Annotated in this window: 17 protein-coding genes and 1 tRNA gene; 8 read left to right on the plus strand and 10 right to left on the minus strand. The window is 43.2% G+C overall.

Annotated features, from left to right (window positions below; genetic code table 11):
• Positions 1 to 52: 52 nt before the first annotated feature.
• The 3 genes from FTV08_RS03190 (at position 53) to FTV08_RS03200 (ending at position 2,759) form a co-directional block, all read left to right on the plus strand.
• Positions 53 to 406, plus strand: coding sequence for a hypothetical protein (locus FTV08_RS03190; protein ID WP_148334386.1), 354 nt, complete (start codon positions 53 to 55; stop codon positions 404 to 406).
• A 139-nt stretch (positions 407 to 545) separates the two neighbouring features.
• Complete coding sequence (locus tag FTV08_RS03195) at positions 546 to 2,582, plus strand: FAD-dependent oxidoreductase (protein WP_180086661.1); 2,037 nt, start codon at positions 546 to 548, stop codon at positions 2,580 to 2,582.
• 87 nt (positions 2,583 to 2,669) lie between these two features.
• Positions 2,670 to 2,759: transfer RNA gene (locus FTV08_RS03200), tRNA-Ser, on the plus strand.
• 129 nt (positions 2,760 to 2,888) lie between these two features.
• Here FTV08_RS03200 and FTV08_RS03205 read toward each other — a convergent pair.
• The 3 genes from FTV08_RS03205 to FTV08_RS03215 form a co-directional block, all read right to left on the minus strand.
• Positions 2,889 to 3,860, minus strand: coding sequence for a class I SAM-dependent methyltransferase (locus FTV08_RS03205; RefSeq protein ID WP_180086662.1), 972 nt, complete (start codon positions 3,858 to 3,860; stop codon positions 2,889 to 2,891).
• Positions 3,861 to 4,195: 335 nt separating this feature from the next.
• Positions 4,196 to 4,894, minus strand: coding sequence for a pirin-like bicupin family protein (locus FTV08_RS03210; RefSeq protein WP_180086663.1), 699 nt, complete (start codon positions 4,892 to 4,894; stop codon positions 4,196 to 4,198).
• 180 nt (positions 4,895 to 5,074) lie between these two features.
• Positions 5,075 to 6,298 carry a L,D-transpeptidase gene (locus tag FTV08_RS03215; RefSeq protein ID WP_044110271.1) on the minus strand — a complete coding sequence of 408 codons (1,224 nt, stop codon included), beginning with the start codon at positions 6,296 to 6,298 and terminating at the stop codon, positions 5,075 to 5,077.
• Between the two features lie 205 nt (positions 6,299 to 6,503).
• Between FTV08_RS03215 and hemE the strand changes: the two genes are divergently transcribed.
• The 5 genes from hemE (at position 6,504) to FTV08_RS03240 (ending at position 12,562) form a co-directional block, all read left to right on the plus strand.
• Complete coding sequence (gene hemE / locus FTV08_RS03220) at positions 6,504 to 7,574, plus strand: uroporphyrinogen decarboxylase (RefSeq protein WP_180086664.1); 1,071 nt, start codon at positions 6,504 to 6,506, stop codon at positions 7,572 to 7,574.
• 10 nt (positions 7,575 to 7,584) lie between these two features.
• Positions 7,585 to 8,388, plus strand: coding sequence for a DUF817 family protein (locus FTV08_RS03225; RefSeq protein WP_180086665.1), 804 nt, complete (start codon positions 7,585 to 7,587; stop codon positions 8,386 to 8,388).
• 143 nt (positions 8,389 to 8,531) lie between these two features.
• On the plus strand, positions 8,532 to 9,002 hold the full coding sequence (locus FTV08_RS03230; RefSeq protein ID WP_004279577.1) for a DUF3015 family protein: 471 nt from the start codon (positions 8,532 to 8,534) through the stop codon (positions 9,000 to 9,002).
• Between the two features lie 77 nt (positions 9,003 to 9,079).
• A complete protein-coding gene (locus FTV08_RS03235; protein WP_180086666.1) occupies positions 9,080 to 10,966 on the plus strand; it encodes a DUF4105 domain-containing protein in 1,887 nt (628 codons plus the stop codon).
• A 198-nt stretch (positions 10,967 to 11,164) separates the two neighbouring features.
• Positions 11,165 to 12,562, plus strand: coding sequence for a diguanylate cyclase (locus tag FTV08_RS03240; RefSeq protein ID WP_180086667.1), 1,398 nt, complete (start codon positions 11,165 to 11,167; stop codon positions 12,560 to 12,562).
• 10 nt (positions 12,563 to 12,572) lie between these two features.
• On the opposite strand, the gene FTV08_RS03245 is transcribed toward FTV08_RS03240, so the two are convergent.
• The 7 genes from FTV08_RS03245 to FTV08_RS03275 form a co-directional block, all read right to left on the minus strand.
• Positions 12,573 to 13,133: a DUF4385 domain-containing protein gene (locus tag FTV08_RS03245; protein ID WP_005246854.1), complete on the minus strand. Its 561-nt coding sequence runs from the start codon at positions 13,131 to 13,133 to the stop codon at positions 12,573 to 12,575.
• A 114-nt stretch (positions 13,134 to 13,247) separates the two neighbouring features.
• Positions 13,248 to 13,682: a hypothetical protein gene (locus tag FTV08_RS03250; RefSeq protein WP_004646396.1), complete on the minus strand. Its 435-nt coding sequence runs from the start codon at positions 13,680 to 13,682 to the stop codon at positions 13,248 to 13,250.
• A 323-nt stretch (positions 13,683 to 14,005) separates the two neighbouring features.
• Positions 14,006 to 14,554, minus strand: coding sequence for a GTP cyclohydrolase I FolE (folE, locus tag FTV08_RS03255; RefSeq protein WP_004730181.1), 549 nt, complete (start codon positions 14,552 to 14,554; stop codon positions 14,006 to 14,008).
• A 93-nt stretch (positions 14,555 to 14,647) separates the two neighbouring features.
• Positions 14,648 to 15,331: a Smr/MutS family protein gene (locus FTV08_RS03260; RefSeq protein ID WP_005246851.1), complete on the minus strand. Its 684-nt coding sequence runs from the start codon at positions 15,329 to 15,331 to the stop codon at positions 14,648 to 14,650.
• A gap of 197 nt (positions 15,332 to 15,528) precedes the next feature.
• Entirely contained in the window at positions 15,529 to 16,335 is an 807-nt protein-coding gene (trpC, locus tag FTV08_RS03265; RefSeq protein WP_005246850.1) for an indole-3-glycerol phosphate synthase TrpC, read from the minus strand.
• A 20-nt stretch (positions 16,336 to 16,355) separates the two neighbouring features.
• On the minus strand, positions 16,356 to 17,402 hold the full coding sequence (gene trpD / locus FTV08_RS03270) for an anthranilate phosphoribosyltransferase (RefSeq protein ID WP_180086668.1): 1,047 nt from the start codon (positions 17,400 to 17,402) through the stop codon (positions 16,356 to 16,358).
• Positions 17,403 to 17,411: 9 nt separating this feature from the next.
• The gene (locus FTV08_RS03275; protein ID WP_217486349.1) at positions 17,412 to 17,996 is read right to left on the minus strand and encodes an aminodeoxychorismate/anthranilate synthase component II; all 585 of its coding nucleotides are present in this window, start codon (positions 17,994 to 17,996) and stop codon (positions 17,412 to 17,414) included.
• Positions 17,997 to 18,782 lie beyond the last annotated feature (786 nt).

Genomic DNA, 18,782 nt, shown 5'->3' on the forward strand with positions numbered 1-18,782 from the left:
TGGTTATATTCAGCCGAATAATTTAAAAACCAGATAAAACAGGAATAAAAGCATGGCGACTCATATCCCACCTTTACCTAATTTAAATCCTAAAACCAAGAATGAAACACTGGCACTGTTGCATGGGATTTATGCCGGCCTGATTGGTTTTAGTGCAGTGCTGTTTTTATATCTTGAATATCAGCAATCCAGTATTTCCATGCTGAGTTTAGGTGTGGTGCTGCTGCTTTTAGGCTTGTTGATGTTTTTTAATATCCAGGCCAGTATCAAGGTGAAGCAGGGCAATGGTTCAGGACGTACTTTATCCAGAATAATGGCTATTCTGATGTTGCTGAGTTTTCCAATTGGTACAGTATTGGGCGTGATTGCATTATGGAAATCCAGCGCACGACAATGGCAGAACTAATTCGTCATGTATAGAAAGAACTGTTTCGAAGATTGATATTTGTGCCTGAAAATGCTGAACTCCGGGTCATAAAAAGCCGCTGAAAATCAGTTAAAGTAAGGGAATGACTTGCTCAGCCAAATATAATCAGGGATTTGTTATGACCACGACGCGCTATGCCAACATTTTAAAACCACTGCATTTAGGTTTTACCACCATTAAAAACCGGGTCGTAATGGGGTCGATGCATACTGGTCTGGAAGACCGCTTTTATAATTATCCTAAACTGGCAGCGTATTTTGGCGAACGTGCCAAGGGTGGCGTAGGTCTGCTGATTACAGGGGGAATATCGCCAAACCGTCAAGGCTGGTTGTTGCCGGCAGGCGGCACCATGAATACCTTGGGAGATATTGCGCCACATCGTCTGGTGACGCATGCAGTGCATAAACATGGCGCCAAAATTCTTTTGCAAATTCTGCATGCCGGACGTTATGGCTATCAGCCTTTTGTGGTGTCGGCAAGTCCAATCAAATCGCCAATTTCTCCTTTTAAACCACGTGAAATGTCAGATAAACAGATCCTGAATACCATTCAGGATTATGTGAAAACTGCCAGCATTGCCAAAAAAGCCGGCTACGATGGCGTAGAAATTATGGGTTCAGAAGGCTATTTGCTGAATCAGTTTTTAAGCCGTCATGTCAATCAGCGTAACGACCGTTGGGGTGGCCCGATCGAAAACCGGATGCGTTTTGCCGTAGAAATTGTCAAAGCCATTCGCGAGGAAATTGGCGAAAAATTTATTATCTGTTTCCGTTTGTCGCTTCTCGATTTGGTACATGATGGCAATACCATGCAGGAAGTCATTACCGTAGCTAAAGCTTTGGAAAAGGCAGGAATTACTTTGCTCAATACCGGGATTGGCTGGCATGAAGCACGTATTCCCACCATTGTGACTTCTGTACCGCGTGCTGCTTTTGTCGATTACACGGCTGAAGTTAAGAAACATGTTTCGGTGCCGGTGATTGCATCCAACCGGATCAATATGCCAGACACTGCCGAAGCAATTCTGGCTTCTGGTCAGGCAGATATGGTGCAGATGGCACGTCCACTTTTGGCAGATGCGTTCTGGGTCAATAAAACTGCAACCAATCGTGTTGATGAAATCAATACCTGTATTGCCTGTAATCAGGCTTGTCTGGATCATACCTTTAAAAACCAGCGCGCAACCTGTCTGGTCAATCCGCGTGCCGCTTATGAAACCGAACTGGTCTATGTCAAAACCAAAAAACCAAAAAGTATTGCAGTGATCGGTGGGGGTGTCGCAGGTTTGTCGGCTGCTACTGTCGCAGCCAGTCGCGGGCATGATGTGACGCTGTTTGAGGCCAGTCATGAAGTAGGCGGACAGTTCAACCTGGCTAAAGTCATTCCGGGGAAAGAGGAATTTCACGAAACGATTCGTTATTTTAAAGTGCAGCTAGAAAAAACTGGAGTTGATCTGCGTCTCAATACCCGAGTCAACCGCGAGCAGTTGGAGCGTGAGGGTTTTGATGAGGTGATTGTGGCTACAGGGGTTGTGCCGCGTGCCTTGAATATCGAAGGCAGTCAGGCACCACAAGTATTATCTTATGCAGAAGTGCTACGTGGCGCACCTGTCGGTGATCGTGTTGCGGTCATTGGCGCAGGCGGGATCGGTTTTGATGTGTCCGAGTTTTTATTAAAGCCACCGCATCAAATACAGCCGCAACCTGTGGATGAGTGGAAGCGTGAATGGGGTGTAGATTCTCATCCAGATTATGTGACTGAAGGCGGGTTACAGCGTGCTGAAGTAGAACCTCCGGTACGGGAAATTTATCTATTACAACGTAAAAAAACACCACTTGGCGCAGGACTAGGCAAGACTTCAGGCTGGGTACATCGTGCCCAGTTAAAAAAACATGCCGTGCGTATGTTGCGCGGTGTGCAATATAAATCTGTTACCGATGAAGGCTTATGGATTGAGGTAGATGGCCATGCTCAATTATTGCGTGTGGATACCATTGTGGTATGTGCAGGTCAGGAATCGGTAAAAGACCTGATGCCGAGTGCTGGGGAAAATACCTTGGCGCAGTATCATATTATTGGCGGTGCAAAACTGGCTGCTGAACTCGATGCCAAGCGCGCCATTCGTGAGGGAGCGGAATTAGCAGCAAAACTGTAAGGATTTGATGAAACTATATGCAGTTGATTGCATTCACTGTAATTTTCACTTGTCAGCCGGACAAAAGCTCCGTATTATTGCGCCCATGGAAGCGTGGCAGAGCGGTTTAATGCACCGGTCTTGAAAACCGACGAGGGTGTGAGTCCTCCGTGAGTTCGAATCTCACCGCTTCCGCCAAATTTTAAAAACCCCAGTCGAAAGATTGGGGTTTTTTATTGCTTATGATTTTAATAAAGCGATTTAAAATAAGCTGATAGCGAACAAAGTCAAAATTTTAAAATTCCATAATTGATAAATAGATATTCTTTAATTGCCTACTTCAATCTTGATTAATGCCAACGCAATTCTTTCCACATGTCGATAAGCCGGCTGTTCCAGTTCTTCACCAAAAATATCCGGGTCAATTTCCTCATAAGACCAAGTTATATTGTGATGCTGTTTCATCAAATTTTTAAGATGCTGCAAAAACAGATTGCCATGTTCAGTCACGGTCACACCGGTATATAGAAATAAATGTCCGCCAGAATTCAGGCGCTGTAGACCTTCTTTTATAATCCTGAATGATAAATCACAGCCATCCAGCGCATTACCGCCATGACGATATTGCCGTTGCTCAGGATCAATTAAATAAGGTGGATTGGCAAAAATCAGGTCAAACTGACCTTCAAGATTGGAAAATAAATTGCTTTGCACCGGAGAGATTGAAGTAAAACCCGAAAAATCAATATTGAGCTGACTATAGAGCAAGGCTTTGGGGTTTAGATCTGCTACAAAGATTTCCTCATGATCTGGAAAGTATTTGGCGATACTGATGGCAGCAGCAGAGGTGCCACAGCATATTTCAGCAGCCCGTTTGAAAGGGCGAGGTTCGGTGGCTAGATATTGCTTGAGATGATAGATAAAGCGATACGTATCCGGACCGAAAAATACCGCATCTTGCTGAGTGGTTGGAAAAGCTGAATGAATAAAGAGTTCGCCATCGAGTGAAGAAACCCGAACCTGACTCAAGTATTGATCTTCCTGAACCTGTAGAAGCTGATGTTCTTGCAATAATGTAAAAAGGGCAGAATCAAGATCAGTTTTTTTAAAGTTTAGATTCCAGCCAAAGATATCCTGATGGGTTCTGTGCTTATAAATTTCATTCTTTTTTCGATTCAGAATTCGCTGGTGGGAAAGCGGTGTAATGGTCGTAAACTGATAATCTTGTTGTTTTAAAAAGGCTAATAAATAAAGCAAAGCTTGCTGCGGGCTGCTTTGAATCTCTAAAATTTGGTTCATACGGATATGCTCTTCTATTTATTTAACCTACATGAAAAGATTAATTCACTTTATGCCTGCAAAAGACAATATCAAACCAGTCGTGAATGATCAAAGCTATACAGCACTGGATTCCATAGAAATGGATCAGTTTATATTCACCTAAATAATGCATTGCTTAGGTAAAAATGTGATGAGAATTGGTTGGATTTGTATAGATCGTAGGCATAATTTTATTGGTTAAGCAGCCTTATTATGATTTTGCGAACTATTATTTCTTATTTACGATTATATGTATAAAAAATGGCTATTAATCACTGGGATCAATAGCCATTAGAGCTGAGAGCTTTAAAAGCTTAGTTGGGTACTTCCGGCAAATCAAACCAGATCACTTGCGCATCTTCGCTTGCTTTAATTTCTGTATCATCTAGAAAAGCAATTGCGCCGCCAGCTTCAACTCTATGTTCAGCGATCTGGACAGTGCCAGAAACAACATGTACATAATTAATATGCTGGGTCGCTTTCACTTCCAGACTTTGGCCTTGCTGAATCACCGCAGTTTTGACTTCGGCATTCTGACGAATATGCATCGGTGCATTGTCATTCGGATCACAAATCAAATGCCACTGGTTCGGTTGCTCATGCGGGTCAAGACGGATTTGCTGATAGTTCGGCTTGGCATCACGTTCATTTGGAATAATCCAGATTTGCAGTAAATGGACCTGTTCGTCGCCTTGGTTCATTTCACTGTGCCGCACACCTGTTCCTGCACTCATCAGTTGCCATTCACCCGCAGCGATTCCGCCATGATTGCCCATGCTGTCCTGATGGGTAATGGTTCCTTTCAGCACACAGGTCAGGATTTCCATATTGTCATGTGGATGCGTTCCAAAACCCTGATGTCCATCAATCAGGTCATCATTAATGACACGTAAAGCGCTGACACCCATATACTTTGGGTTATACCAGTTACCAAATGAGAAACTGTGTTTAGACTCCAGCCAGCCCATTTTTACATGACCACGATTTTCGCTAGGATGTAGAAAAGCATTCATGATTTTATCTCGACATTATTTTTAACTTGAGATCATCATACTGTCGTTTTATAACTGAAAAAATCTCAAATAGGCGACAGATCATTGCATTTTTGCAACGACAGAGCTGAAAGTAAACATAAGGAATAAAAAAGCCCGCTCAAAAGCAGGCTATTTTTATTCAAATCGGCAGACCGATCATCATTCTAAGAAACGAACCGTTACCCCAGATTTGACTTTACGGCCAAGATCATTGGCATCCCAGTTAGTCAAACGAATACAACCATGTGACGCTGTTTTCGAAATGGTAGACGGGTTTGGTGTTCCGTGAATACCAAATGATTTCTTGCTTAAACCAATCCAGATATTCCCGACAGGACCGTTAGGACCCGGTGGTAAAGACAGTGGTTTTAAGTTTTTACCTTGTACAAAGTTAGACGGTGAGTAGCTGTACCAAGGGTTTGGTGCAACACCTGTTACTTTATAGGTTCCGGTCGGAGATGGTGTATCCGCACTACCAATGGTGGCAGGGAATGACGCGATCATTTGATTTTTACTGTTAAATAAGTACAGTTGTTTCGCACCTTTATGTGCAACAATCAAGTGAATACCTTCAGGCAAGTCATTACGTACATTACTGACCAGTAATTTTTCCCCAACTTTATTAAAGTTAGCATTTGGATTGAGTTTCTTTAAGAAATTCTCATCCATATGGAATTTTTCGCTCAACATTTCACTGACACGTGTGTAGTACAAGCCTTTCATTTTCGCCTGTAACGCATAATCTGAAGGAATAGACTTGGCAAATGGGCCTGCCAGATCTTTTTCAGTAATGGTGTATTCAACAAAGGCTGGCTTAGAACCCTGACGTGCAACTAGTTTATCCCAGGTTTCCTGAGTCAAAACACCTGTCGGTTTAATGCCATTCATTTGCTGGAAAGATGCAATGGCTTTTAGTGTATTTTTACCGCTGGTTCCGTCAATCGCCCCCGGTGATGCATGGGCATTATTCAGCATGACATGTGCACGTGCGTAAACTGGGAATTGACCTGCACCGATATTTTCATACCACTGGGCATTATTTAAGCCGTCTAAAGTCCACGAAGCTTTGGTCGCTGCAGAGTTAGTCGGTGCTTTGGTATTTGGTGCTGCGCCAATAGAAGCAGTCTGATCTTCGGTATCCTGTAGCTCATTCAGCGCTTCAGATGCCTGTTTTAAGTCTTGTTGTTCTTGTGCGGTAATTTGCGCTTCTGCAGGTGCTGCTTGGGCCGCTGAAGCTTCAGTTGCTAATGGATCAATCGGATCTTGCACTGCAACATCAGTCACCACTTGGGGTTTTAATGGTTGTTCAGCAGTAGACGCGGCAAAAACTTGACCTGCGAAAATGCAACCTAGACTCACAGCGAGCATTGTGCGAACGAACATGTAACTCAACCTTAAGAATTATTTCTTTAACTATGTGAAAAAACACTATAAGTATTACAGAAAAAATGTGGAGATGCAGTAGTTGTTTTGTGTAAATCACTAGGTTGCCGTTCAATCCGATCGGTTTTTAAAGTTGCCAGAAGTTATTAAAACTGCGGCCTTTTTGCTATGATGTTGGCAATGTCAAAGAAAGATGGGAATGTGAATGACGACCTTAAAAAATGATCGTTTTCTGCGCGCATTGTTGCGTGAGCCTGTAGATGCTACGCCAGTATGGATGATGCGTCAGGCTGGCCGTTATTTGCCTGAGTACCGCGAAACGCGTACCAAGGCAGGAGATTTCCTTTCGCTTTGCAAGAATACTGAACTGGCCTGTGAAGTAACTTTGCAGCCTTTACGCCGTTATGATCTTGATGCCGCGATTTTATTCTCGGATATCTTGACGGTTCCGGATGCTTTGGGACTGGGGCTGTATTTTGAAGCCGGTGAAGGCCCGAAATTTCACAAGACCATCCGTACCGAACAGGATGTCGCCAATCTGCCTGCATTTAATGCCAAGTCGGATCTGGATTATGTGATGAATGCCGTTTCGACCATTCGTTCAGCCTTGGGCGGTCAGGTTCCTCTGATTGGTTTCTCGGGCAGTCCATGGACTCTGGCAACGTATATGGTCGAAGGCGGTTCAAGCAAGGATTTCCGTTTTACCAAACAGATGATGTATGCGCAGCCTGAAGTTTTGCATGCTTTACTGGATCGTCTGGCTGATGCAGTGACTGAATATTTGAATGCGCAGATCGATGCGGGTGCACAAGCGGTACAGATCTTTGATAGTTGGGGTGGGGCATTAGCACATCGTGAATATATCGAGTTCTCGCTGAACTATATGCAGAAGATTGTCGCTGGTTTGCAACGTGAGAAAGACGGCCGCAAGATTCCGGTAATTCTGTTTACCAAAGGTGGCGGTCAATGGTTGGAACCGATGATTACGACAGGCGCAGATGCATTTGGTCTGGACTGGACCATGCCATTGAATGTCGCTCGTCAAACGGTTGCTGGTCGTGCAGCACTTCAGGGTAACCTGGATCCTGCAACTTTATATGGTTCATCAGACACCATCATTAAAGCGACAAAAGCCATGCTGGATGATGCCTATGCCAATGGCGAGAAAACCGGTTATGTTGCCAATTTAGGTCATGGTATTACCCAGTGGGTTGATCCGGCGAATCCAAAAGCATTTATTGATACCGTACATGAGTATAGTGCCAAATATCTTTAGGATGTAAACCTTGATCGATCTATTCAAATCAGGGTTTGAATTTACTTATAAGGCAGCTTCGGCTGCCTTATTTGGGATTTTACTCCTGCTCGCTTTTGCGCTGACTGCTTCTATGGGCAGCGATCTCTTCTTTGGTTTTTACCGGTATGACTATCTGCTTTTTTTTGCTTTGCTGATTCAGGTGATATTGCTCTATACCAAACTGGAATCCTGGGCTGAAGCCAAAGTGATTGCGTTATTTCATCTCATGGCCATGGTGATGGAAATCTTCCTGACCCATCCGGCAATTGCTTCCTGGCATTACCCTCAACCCGCAGTATTTAAAATCCTGACCGTGCCTTTATTTGCTGGCTTTATGTATTCTGCGGTCGGCAGCTTTTTTGCGCGCTCTTTACGTCTATATCAGGTTTCATTTGAAAAATTGCCGCGTTTCAGCCATATGCTGGCTCTGGCGGTCTTGTCTTATATCAACTTTATGAGCAAGTTCTTTATTCCCGATTATCGTATGATTCTATTTGTCTGGAGCGTGCTGATGTTCTGGAAAACCAGAATTCGCTTTCAGCTGAATCGGCATACTTTTCAGTTGCCGATGTTACCCGTACTGCTGATTCTGGCGTTTATTATCTGGATTGCCGAGAACATCAGTACCTTTTACCAGATCTGGCTCTATCCAAGCCAGATTGAGCAATGGCATATGGTGGGATGGGGCAAACTGGGCTCCTGGTATTTGTTGTTATTGCTGAGTCTGGTGTTAGTACTGAAAATCTTGGGACAGCGTAATTCACAAGGCGATTGGGCGCTCAAGGAACAGTAAAATCAATCAGGTTATGTTTATGTAAAGCATACATTTTTTCAATTGCGCCAAACTTGACTTGTCGCTACTCTGCTGAGTATGTAATTTAAATTACATTATTAGAGTAATAACAAAGATTGCATGAGAATAATTGGAGAATAACTATGTTGAAAAAAATTATGCTGGCGGCGGTATTGGCGACTGGTTCAAGCATGGCGATGGCTGACCGAGATGTCGGTTGTGGTATCGGAAGCCAGGTGTGGGCGGGTCAGTCTGGTATTATTCCTAAACTCTTTGCAGGTACGACCAACGTTCTGTTCACGAATCAGTGGCTCGGGATCACTTTTGGTACTTTAGGTTGTAGCCAGGGCGGTACCGTAACCGCTCAAGTGGTGACCTTTACCAATGAAAACGCTGAAGCATTGGCGCGTGATATGGCAGTTGGAGAGGGTGAAAGCCTGAATGTTCTGGCTGAACTTTTGAATATTAAATCTGAAGATAAAGCTCGTTTCTTTAGCGTTTCCAAGCAGAATTTCTCTGAAATTTATTCCGAAGAAAACCAGAATACATTACAAGTTTTAAGCACCTTACAAACTGTGATGGCCAAAGATGAAGTATTGAAATCCTACATCTGATCCGCACCCTAAAAACCCTGCTGTTCTGGCAGGGTTTTCTTATGACTAAAAGAAATTGATGAGAATAAGTTAACTGAATGAAATATGCGTTCTTCATGTTGGGCCTGACATTCAGCCCTTTAAGTTTTTCTAGCGAAATTAATCCAGACACCCAGCATTATATCGCTCAGGCCGAAACTCAGCGTCTGGATCAGAGCACTACCTGGCAACGTCTCATGTATGCCAATCCCCAAGGTCATAGCGAGGTTAACTATTCGGGCTATTTCCTGGCAGAGCAGGGAAAAACTGATCTAAAAAAAGAAATGCAGCATAACATTCAGGCTTTATTCCTGAGCGCAGAGCCGAATCAGTCCGTCCGCTGTAAGTTTCCTGCACGCAGCAGCTGGTTAATGCAGCAATTGAATATTTCCGAGCAACAATTGCCTGCGGTCAGTTGCCCGGATTTGGATAAATGGATTGGCGAGGTCAAGCCTTATCAGGCAACCCTGATCTATGCCACGGATTTTATGGGTAATCCCAGCTCGATGTTTGGTCATACCTTGTTGCGTCTGGACCCTAAAGACCAGCAACAACTCAATCTGATTTCTTATGCAGTCAACTATGCCGCAACGGTCGATGGCAATGACAACTGGTCCTTTGCCTGGAAAGGGCTGACCGGACAATATCCGGGTGAATATTCCCTGATGCCGTATTACCGCAAGGTCAAAGAGTATGGTGACTTTGAAAGCCGGGACTTATGGGAATATCAATTAAACTTAAGCCCGCAAGAAACCAGGTTTCTGGTACAGCATCTCTGGGAAATGCAAAATGTAAGTTTCCCTTATTATTTTATCAATGATAATTGTGCATATCGTTTACTCGGGCTATTTGATCTGGTACGTCCCGAGCTGAATCTACAGAAACAGTTTAATTCGACTGCGATTCCGATTGAAACACTAAAAGTAGTAGAACAGCAGGGCTTGATCAAACAGAAAGTTTATCGTCCGGCGCTTGAAACTCAATTGCTGGCACAGTCCAGACAGCATGGCAAAGCGCTGGCAAAAACTGCGCATCAGCTGGCTTATGCAGAAACAGGTGTAATGCCTTCAATCTTGCAGCCTTATCCGGTAAAGGATCAGGCCAAAATTCTGGAAATGGCCTATGATCATTTATATCTGGATTTCCTCCGGCAGAAAGTCGATGAATCATTTTCCCAGCCACGTTTCCGCAAGTTACTGGGCTTAAGAAGCCAGCTGAATATCGAGAAGCAGCGTAAAGCGCCTGAACGTCCAAAAATAGACCCGGTACAAAGCCATCATGCACGAAATATCAGTCTTCAGGCCGGACAGGTTCAGGGTGAATCATTTGTCCAGCTTGGCCATCGGCAGGCCTATCATGATCTCATCGACCCGCAAGGCGGTTTTCGAACCGGCACACAATTGCTGTTTCTGGATGGGGCTTTGCAATATCGTGACAGTGAACTCAAACTGGAGCATCTGGATCTATTGACTGTCAATTCCTATAACCCCGTCAATCCGTTTAATACGCCATTGTCCTGGGGTTTTAATCTGGGCTGGCAACAGGAAGCACTGAATGCGCATGGCCAGTTTAGTGAAGATGAGCAGCATGGCGTTGCCAGCTTAAAAACTCAGGTCGGTTATAGCTGGGCAAATTTCAGCCGTGAACATCTATGTTATGCACAAATGCAAACTCAGCTACAGGCAGGCAAGACACTTGATCAAGGCTGGCGCGTAGGTGCAGGCCCCACCGTGGGTTGTCAGAATATCTGGAGCGATCAGATTAACAGTCTGGTGCAGGTGGAACTGCCTTATTGGGAAGATTCGCATCGCTGGCAGCTGAAACTGAATACTGAACTCCAATACGCATTCAATCCACAACATGCACTTCGGCTGTCTTGGGAATATCAGCAGCAACAAGCCAAAGACTGGGATCAATGGATTCTTGGTTTGATCCGGTATTTTTAAGATTGAGTCAAAACTGATTAACACTATTCATAAATTGCTGTGTATCCATGAGGCTACTGTTCGGTTTTCCCGTGTATAAAAAGATTGGCTGGGTTGGGTACAAATAATCTGGTCGATATTTTAGGAAAAATACCTGATATTTGTTATATTTATCACATAATGTGAGTGCAAATTGCAAGGTTTTGGGGAACAGACAGTATGAATAATGAATGCATGGCAAGACTGGCCGAGCAATGGGAACAGATCTGTCAAAATTATTCATCTGATGACTTATTGCATGCCTTTCATTTTATTCAAGATCATTCCCTGATTCTGGTGGAAGAATTCTATAAAAACATGCTCATTGAAAAGGAATCTGCAGAATTCTTTTCCGATGACTTGATTCAACAGCGCTTGCGCGACACCTTAAATGCCTGGCTGCTTGAAAGCTTTAGTGTGGGGATTAATAAACGCTATGCCGATGCCGTGCAGAAACAGGCGATGGTGGGGCATGTACATGCGCGTGTCGGAATTCCGTCCTGGCTGATCATGCGCGGTGTACGTGAAATTGAGCGTAAAATGTTTGAACTGCTGGATGAAAATCCTCACCACAGTATGTTGACTACCTGCAGTTATATTGTCCAGATCATGGGATTTGCCACAGAAGTCATGTGCCGATCTTATGAGGCCAAAACAGCCATGAATCAGGAAATTAAACACAGTTATCGTGTTTTTTCAGCGATGCAGGATGTGGCCGTACAAAAAGATAAACAGCGCAGCTCATTGCTGGACTGGGAAAATGAGCTTATGTTCAAGGTCTTTTCTGAGCATGAGAAATTGAATCATCCGATGCTGTCCAAGTCGGAGTTTGGTTTATGGTTTATCCATAAAGCCTCTTATGCTTTTACCGGCTCTGACCAGGTCGATTTAATCATTGAACGAATTTATCAAGTCGATGAACTTAATCAAGAGATCATGGACTGTACGGACAAAAACAATATGCTGGGACTAATCCAGCAGATCCGTGACTTGAACCGCGAAATTCAGCTGCTGGTGGACCAGTTATTTCAGGTGGCCGAATATATTGAATCAGGTAATGATTCATTGACCCAGTTACTGAATCGCCGTTATTTGAATACGATTATTTCACGTGAAATCACTTTTTCTCGTAAGAATCATACGCCTTTGTCTTTACTTGCTATCGATGCTGATTATTTCAAAAGTATTAATGACAAATTCGGACATGCAGCAGGTGATCTGGCCTTGAAATTTCTGGCCGAAGCATTGCAAAAATATAGTCAGGGCAGTGATTATGCTTTTCGGGTCGGCGGTGAAGAGTTTTTGCTGTTACTGGTGGATACTGATGAGAAACGTGCCCTGAATATTGCCGAAAGTATTCGTAAATATATTGAAAATGGCATGATTAATTCGGCACAAGGCCAGCAGTTTAAATTTACGGTCAGTATTGGTTGTGTGCTTTATGATGGACATCCGGATTATCAGCGCTTCCTGAATGCGGCAGATTCTGCCTTGTATATGGCGAAGAACAACGGGCGTAACAGAGTCTATATGGCTCATCAGTCCTTGAACCCAGTCGCACAGCCACTCTCTGTTTAAATAAAAGGTTTTATCCAGTTGCAGACTGCTGCTCTATAAATTCCTGAAATTTCTTTTTTTGCTGAAGATATTCGGGATGATTTTTAGCTTCATCCCATTTCTGTTTAAAGATTTTGGCAGCAGCGGCTTTAACCGGGTCTTCCTGATTGCGCGGTAGCTCTGAACGGCCATGCGCGCCACTTAAACCTTTTTTGTCTTCCGGAACCGGGCCATCGTATTTTTTGCCACCTTTATGGTTGGCATAACGCCGGGCACGGGTAAAACCCATCTGTAAAAACTTGCGTGCCATGTCCGCACCGATAAAATCTTCTTGCTTTAAATAGTCTAGAAAAAGCTGATAGATTTTCTCGCTACTGGCTTGGGCTTTTTCTTCATCTGCAAAGCGCCAGTGCGGCAGGATTTCTGATTTATAAGGCTCAACCAGTAATACACCTTGTTCACCACGGCCAATCCGGTAGAGCTCCGGTCGTTTGCGGAAATTAACCTTTGCAAAGTCCAGAGAATAATCAAAACTATTCGAAACTACACGTGACGGACGTTTTGGTGGCGCTACTTTGGCAGATGGCTTCATATTCGGCCTTTTCTGAAATTTAAAATTGCTCAATATTTCAGCTAATACAAATTATAAAAATGAAAGGGCAGGACACAGAAAAGCCCCTGGCATTTAGAACTAGGGGCTTTCATTTTACTTCGATTTTTTTGAACTGGTCTTCGAGGTTTTAGCCTTGGTTGACTTGCTCTTAGAGGAGCTGCTCGACTGCTTTTTAGCAGGTGCTGATTTTTTTGAAGAAGACTTTTTCACTTTAGTGTCGTCTTTACTCTTGTTGCTGCTTTTCGCTTTAGCCGGTTTTTTCGCGGAAGAGGTCTTTTGGTCTTTCGCTTTATCACTGGCTTTTGAGCTCGAATTTTTCTTCGCCTTCACTTTTTCATCTTTGCTGGCATTGTCTTTCTTAGAAGATGCCGCTTTAGATTTACTGCTCGCCGCTTTTTTAGTGACTTTGCGATCACTGTCTTTGTCACTACTCTTATTCGACTTTTTCAGTTTCTCATCTTGGGTCTTTTTAGCAGTTTTTGCTGATTTTTTGCTGTCTTTCGCCTGGTTATTTTTACTATTCGCCATGGTTACTTTCCTTATCATTAAAAATCAATCAGAAAGATATAAAGCGCTTTGCTGTATATCAACTTCAAATTACTTTAATGGGAGAGCGGCAGGATTAAAACTTTATCGTGTATCCAAGTGTAGGCTTGTTGCAAACACAAGCAGGAATTGTTTGAGTTCTAGACTGAAACATAGCAAGTTTTGGGACAGGTCTTTAAACCCTGTTACCAGGTGTTATTTATAGCAAGTGAGCTTTTGAATTAAGTATTGATATCCTCTTCCTTCAAAAGCAAAAAACCCCGAATGATCGAGGCTTTGAGTAACTTATTTTTAAGCTTTAATAATTAATAGCTTTCTGGAACCGCACTTAAAAATTCACGACGTGTTTCTTTGTCGGTTTTAAAATCACCAATAAATGATACCGTACGTGTGGTTGATTCCTGCTTGCCTACACCGCGCATCATCATGCACATGTGCGCAGAATCAATCATTACTGCAACACCGCGTGCTTTGGTGACTTCAGCCACTGCTTCTGCAATTTGCTGAGTCAGATTTTCCTGAATCTGCAAACGGCGTGCAAACATTTCAGTAATACGGGCAAATTTAGACAGGCCTAAAACATGACCTTCTGGCAAATAGGCGATATGTACGCGGCCATAAAATGGCAATAAGTGATGCTCACATAGCGAATAAAATTCGATATTTTTGACCAGTACCATTTCACGGTTATCGGAAGGGAAGACCGCCTTGTTGGTCACTTCTTCAAGTGTCTGGCTATAACCCGAGGTTAAATATGAAAATGCTTTCGCAGCGCGCACAGGCGTATCTTTGAGACCAGGGCGATTTAGATCTTCGCCAACGGCAGTAAGAATGTTTGCGTAGGATTGCTGCATAGTCATATGACGTATTCACTTAAACTGAGAATGAACAAGGACGGCATTGTAGCAGAAAACTTTTACAATGCCTTGTTTTGAGGCTAAAACCGTTTACTGTTTGAACTTTGGATTCTTTTCTGCACGTTTGAGCAGAACCAATACCGCACCGGTACCACCTTGCTTTTCAGGTGCACTGACAAAAGCCAAAACATCGCGATGCTGACGCAGCCAGCCGTTGACATAGGTTTTTAAAATCGCTTCTGGACCTTTACCATGTACGATTTTAATCACGTTCTGGTTTTCATCTTTGGCGATCTGGATAATCTGCAGCACGGCTTGACGCGCTTCTTCCACGGTACAGCCATGCAGATCCACAGCTTCAAACCAGCGCAAGTTACCGGCTTTCAAGTCTTCAAACACTTTATGCTGCAAGGTGGCGATGCGATAGCTCAAGTTGGCCTGACTGCCGACAGGATTGAGCATGGCCTGAGTATCTGATAAAGCCATTGCCTCTGTTTCCAGCGGGCCAGTAGCCGCTGCACGCTTTGCTAGGATTTGTGCATCCGGCTTTTTCTTGCGTGGTTTGTCCAGTTGAACCGTATTTCCCGATTCAATTTTTTGTACGCCCTGCATTTGCTTGCGGAATAATTCCAGTTCTTCTAACGCTTCTTGCTCGACAGTCTTTTCAACAGGTGCAGCAACGACCGCAGGCGTTTGCGGCTGTGTAATTTGCTTCTTAAAAGATTTCAGCAGGTTGTACTGATCTTTAGATAATGAAGAATCGTGTTTACTCATAATGTAAAAACAAGGGAGATGCGGAATTTACAAGAATTATAGTCTGAAAATAGACAAAGGAGAACTGAATTGCGTTCATGACATTGCTGAGGATTTTAAATACGCTCGAGAATCTATGATCTACTTTTCAATATTGAAAATAAAAAAGCCCAATCCTGAGATTGGGCTTTTTTAATGCTTAGGTGAGCATTTACATTTTAAACCGCTTCAGGCTCACCAAACAGATCGCGGAAAGCATGATCCGGACGTGGTTGTTTCATGAAGCTTTCGCCGACCAGAAAGGCGTGAATATCATTTTTCTGCATCATCGCAACATCCGCAGGTGTGGCAATACCACTTTCAGTCACCAGCAGGCGTGAAGGGTCCAGTAATTTTTTCAAACGTAATGATGTGTTTAAATCCACATCAAAGGTTTTTAAATTACGGTTATTTACACCGAGCAGACAACGATCAGAAAGTTTTAAAGCACGGGATAGTTCTTCTTCATCGTGAACTTCAACCAGTACATCCAGATGATGTTCAAATGCAGTTTTAGACATTTCTTCTAACTGCTGATCAGACAGGCAAGCCACAATTAGCAAGATACAGTCTGCATGCAGAGCACGTGCTTCGATAACTCCATAAGGATCGATCAGAAAGTCTTTGCGCAGTGCAGGCAGGTCGCAATGTGAACGGGCAATCTGAATGTTGTCATCATGTCCTTGGAAAAAGTCTACATCGGTCAGCACCGATAAACAGGCTGCGCCTGCCTCCTGATACTGTGCTGCAATTTCCGCAGGGTTAAAGTTCTCGCGAATAATGCCCTTAGATGGCGAAGCTTTCTTAATTTCAGCAATGACACCCGGACGTTTCGACACTAAAGACCGGGCAAAACCACGCACAGGTGATGCACCTTGTGCCAGTTCTTCCAGATCTTTATAGCTTTTCTGCTTTAAACGTAGGGCAAACTCTTCTTTTTTACGGTCAACAATCTTGCCTAAAATTGTGTTTGCGATATCCACCATGATCAAAATCCCTGACCGAATTAAGCTTCGTAATGTTTAATGGTTTTGGTAAATTCAGACAGCACACTCATTTTTTCAAGTGCCTGACCGCCGTAAATAATGTCATGTGCCAGCGCAACACCTTGCTTATAGCTGCTGGTTAAACCGGAGACATAAATACCCGCGCCGGCATTCAGCGCGATCATGTTCGCGGCTTTATCACCGATGTCTGATTTCTTCTTGCCCAGCGCATCTTTGATCAAAGCCAGACTTTGCGCAGAATCTTCCACAATCAGTCCGGTCAGGGTTTGCGACTCAATATCGACCGATTCAGGAATAATTTCCCATTCAGTGACTTCACCATTTTTCAGTTCAGCAACATGAGTTGAAGAGGCAATACTGATTTCATCCAGACCATCACGTGAATGTACTACCATCACATGTTCAGCACCGAGCTGTTTCATAACTTCGGCAATTGGACGGCAGAGTTCATTGGAAAATACGCCAATGACCAGACGTTGTACGCCAGCCGGATTGGTTAAAGGACCGAGCAGGTTGAAAATACTGCGAATCCCCAATTCTTTACGTGGGCCGATTGCATATTTCATGGCTTGATGATGATTCGGTGCAAACAGGAAGCCAACGCCGACATCACGGATACAACGCTCAGTTTGCTGCATGTTCAGGTCCAGATTAATCCCTGCCTGTTCCAGTAAATCGGAGGAGCCTGATTTGGTTGAAACACCGCGGTTACCATGTTTGGCAATGGTTGCACCGGCTGCTGCAATCACAAATGCAGAGGCAGTAGAAACGTTAAACAGGTTTTGGCCATCACCGCCTGTACCGACAATATCGACCAGATAGGGAACATCACTGACATCGATTTTGGTGGCAAGTTCACGCATGACCCGTGCCGCGGCGGTAATTTCGTCAATGCTTTCGCCTTTGAGGCGTAAACCCATCAGCAGTGCGCCAATCTGGGCATCGGTCGCTTCACCTGACATGATGGAACGCATCACATCTTCCATTTGATCCTGAGTCAGGTGAATGTTTTTAGTAATATTGCTTAAAGCTTGTTGAATGTTCATAAGGTGTTCTTAGGCATAAATTTCGAGAAAGTTTTTAAAGATTTGGTGACCATGCTGGCTCAGGATCGATTCAGGATGGAACTGCACGCCTTCGACCGGCAATGTCTTATGTTTCACACCCATAATTTCCTCCATGGAGCCATCCGCTTCATTGGTCCAGCAGGTCACTTCCAGACATTCAGGCAAAGTAGCTTGATCAATCACCAGCGAATGATAGCGCGTTGCAGGAAATGGCGACGGAAGGTTGCTGAAAATTCCAGTATCACTGTGGTACATATCGGACAGACGGCCATGCATGACACGTTTGGCACGCACAATATTACCGCCAAAAGCCTGACCGATACTTTGATGACCAAGACAAACGCCCAGTAAAGGAATTTTGCCGGCAAAGTGCTGAATAGCAGGAATCGAAATCCCTGCTTCACTTGGCGAGCATGGGCCAGGCCCGATCACTAAATACTTGGGTTGCCATCGCTCTATATCTTCCAATGTCACGGCATCATTACGGACTACTTTTACTTCTTGATTCAGTTCGCCAAAATATTGGACGATGTTATAAGTAAAGGAGTCATAGTTGTCGATCATTAAAAGCATGAGCTTAACCTATTGAAATTAATGCACTTAACTGTGCTAGTGTTGTCCAGATCGCACTTTATTCAGGCTTGTTGCAAGCATTTGGCTGACACAACTAAATTATTGATTTCATTGTGTGAAAATAAAGCACGCTTCATCATAGCAAAAATTAGCCGCATTCGGCGCAACAATTTCCGCCAATTTAGCTGCTTTAAAAATCTGTGTGAACTTAAGGTAAATTTTTTTATCACTGTTTAAAGCAGTAGGCTTACGCTTTGAAAGCTTTAAAGGATTAGTTTTAGAGTAAAACTTAAAAATTAAAAAATAAGAGCAAAAAAAGATTAAATAGGTGATGAAAAAAACATCACTTAAATTATTAAGCTTTATATAAACTTTTCTTTCGAAAGTATTTTTAAAGAAAATGCCTCAAAATAATCATGTCATCGCCAGTGAATAGCGAAGTTTTCTTTACGGATACCCTCTAGAAAACGCTCAATTTTTAGCTGAAAACCAATAAAAACTAAACAAAAGTAAGAAAAAGCAGCATATTTACTATAAAAAACTAAGTTTCTAATACATTTATATTTGCAAATGCACTATTTAGGTGCGCTAAAAAATAAAGCTGAAATAAAATAAATGAAGAATGCTTGAATATAGTGCATTTAGTTCTGCAGCTAGTATAATAGCCGCAAAGTATTTTTGTCACTTCATGATTTCTTATAAAGATTTCAAGATTTTATCTATACTTTTAAAAGTTGGTACGGTAATTGCTTAATAACTATCAACTGCTAACACGCACTTCACGGG

This window comes from Acinetobacter sp. YH12226, from assembly GCF_013417805.1.
In the GTDB taxonomy this organism is placed as follows: domain Bacteria; phylum Pseudomonadota; class Gammaproteobacteria; order Pseudomonadales; family Moraxellaceae; genus Acinetobacter.

Excerpts from the sequence above, each read along its gene's own strand:
- FTV08_RS03275 (WP_217486349.1), bottom strand. The coding sequence starts at position 17,996 with ATGCTTTTAATGATCGACAACTATGACTCCTTTACTTATAACATCGTC.
- FTV08_RS03210 (WP_180086663.1), bottom strand. The coding sequence starts at position 4,894 with ATGAATGCTTTTCTACATCCTAGCGAAAATCGTGGTCATGTAAAAATG.
- FTV08_RS03245 (WP_005246854.1), bottom strand. The coding sequence starts at position 13,133 with ATGAAGCCATCTGCCAAAGTAGCGCCACCAAAACGTCCGTCACGTGTA.
- FTV08_RS03250 (WP_004646396.1), bottom strand. The coding sequence starts at position 13,682 with ATGGCGAATAGTAAAAATAACCAGGCGAAAGACAGCAAAAAATCAGCA.
- FTV08_RS03240 (WP_180086667.1), top strand. The coding sequence starts at position 11,165 with ATGAATAATGAATGCATGGCAAGACTGGCCGAGCAATGGGAACAGATC.
- FTV08_RS03260 (WP_005246851.1), bottom strand. The coding sequence starts at position 15,331 with ATGAGTAAACACGATTCTTCATTATCTAAAGATCAGTACAACCTGCTG.
- FTV08_RS03190 (WP_148334386.1), top strand. The coding sequence starts at position 53 with ATGGCGACTCATATCCCACCTTTACCTAATTTAAATCCTAAAACCAAG.
- FTV08_RS03235 (WP_180086666.1), top strand. The coding sequence starts at position 9,080 with ATGAAATATGCGTTCTTCATGTTGGGCCTGACATTCAGCCCTTTAAGT.
- trpD (WP_180086668.1), bottom strand. The coding sequence starts at position 17,402 with ATGAACATTCAACAAGCTTTAAGCAATATTACTAAAAACATTCACCTG.
- trpC (WP_005246850.1), bottom strand. The coding sequence starts at position 16,335 with ATGGTGGATATCGCAAACACAATTTTAGGCAAGATTGTTGACCGTAAA.
- FTV08_RS03205 (WP_180086662.1), bottom strand. The coding sequence starts at position 3,860 with ATGAACCAAATTTTAGAGATTCAAAGCAGCCCGCAGCAAGCTTTGCTT.
- FTV08_RS03215 (WP_044110271.1), bottom strand. The coding sequence starts at position 6,298 with ATGTTCGTTCGCACAATGCTCGCTGTGAGTCTAGGTTGCATTTTCGCA.
- FTV08_RS03195 (WP_180086661.1), top strand. The coding sequence starts at position 546 with ATGACCACGACGCGCTATGCCAACATTTTAAAACCACTGCATTTAGGT.
- folE (WP_004730181.1), bottom strand. The coding sequence starts at position 14,554 with ATGCAGCAATCCTACGCAAACATTCTTACTGCCGTTGGCGAAGATCTA.
- hemE (WP_180086664.1), top strand. The coding sequence starts at position 6,504 with ATGACGACCTTAAAAAATGATCGTTTTCTGCGCGCATTGTTGCGTGAG.
- FTV08_RS03230 (WP_004279577.1), top strand. The coding sequence starts at position 8,532 with ATGTTGAAAAAAATTATGCTGGCGGCGGTATTGGCGACTGGTTCAAGC.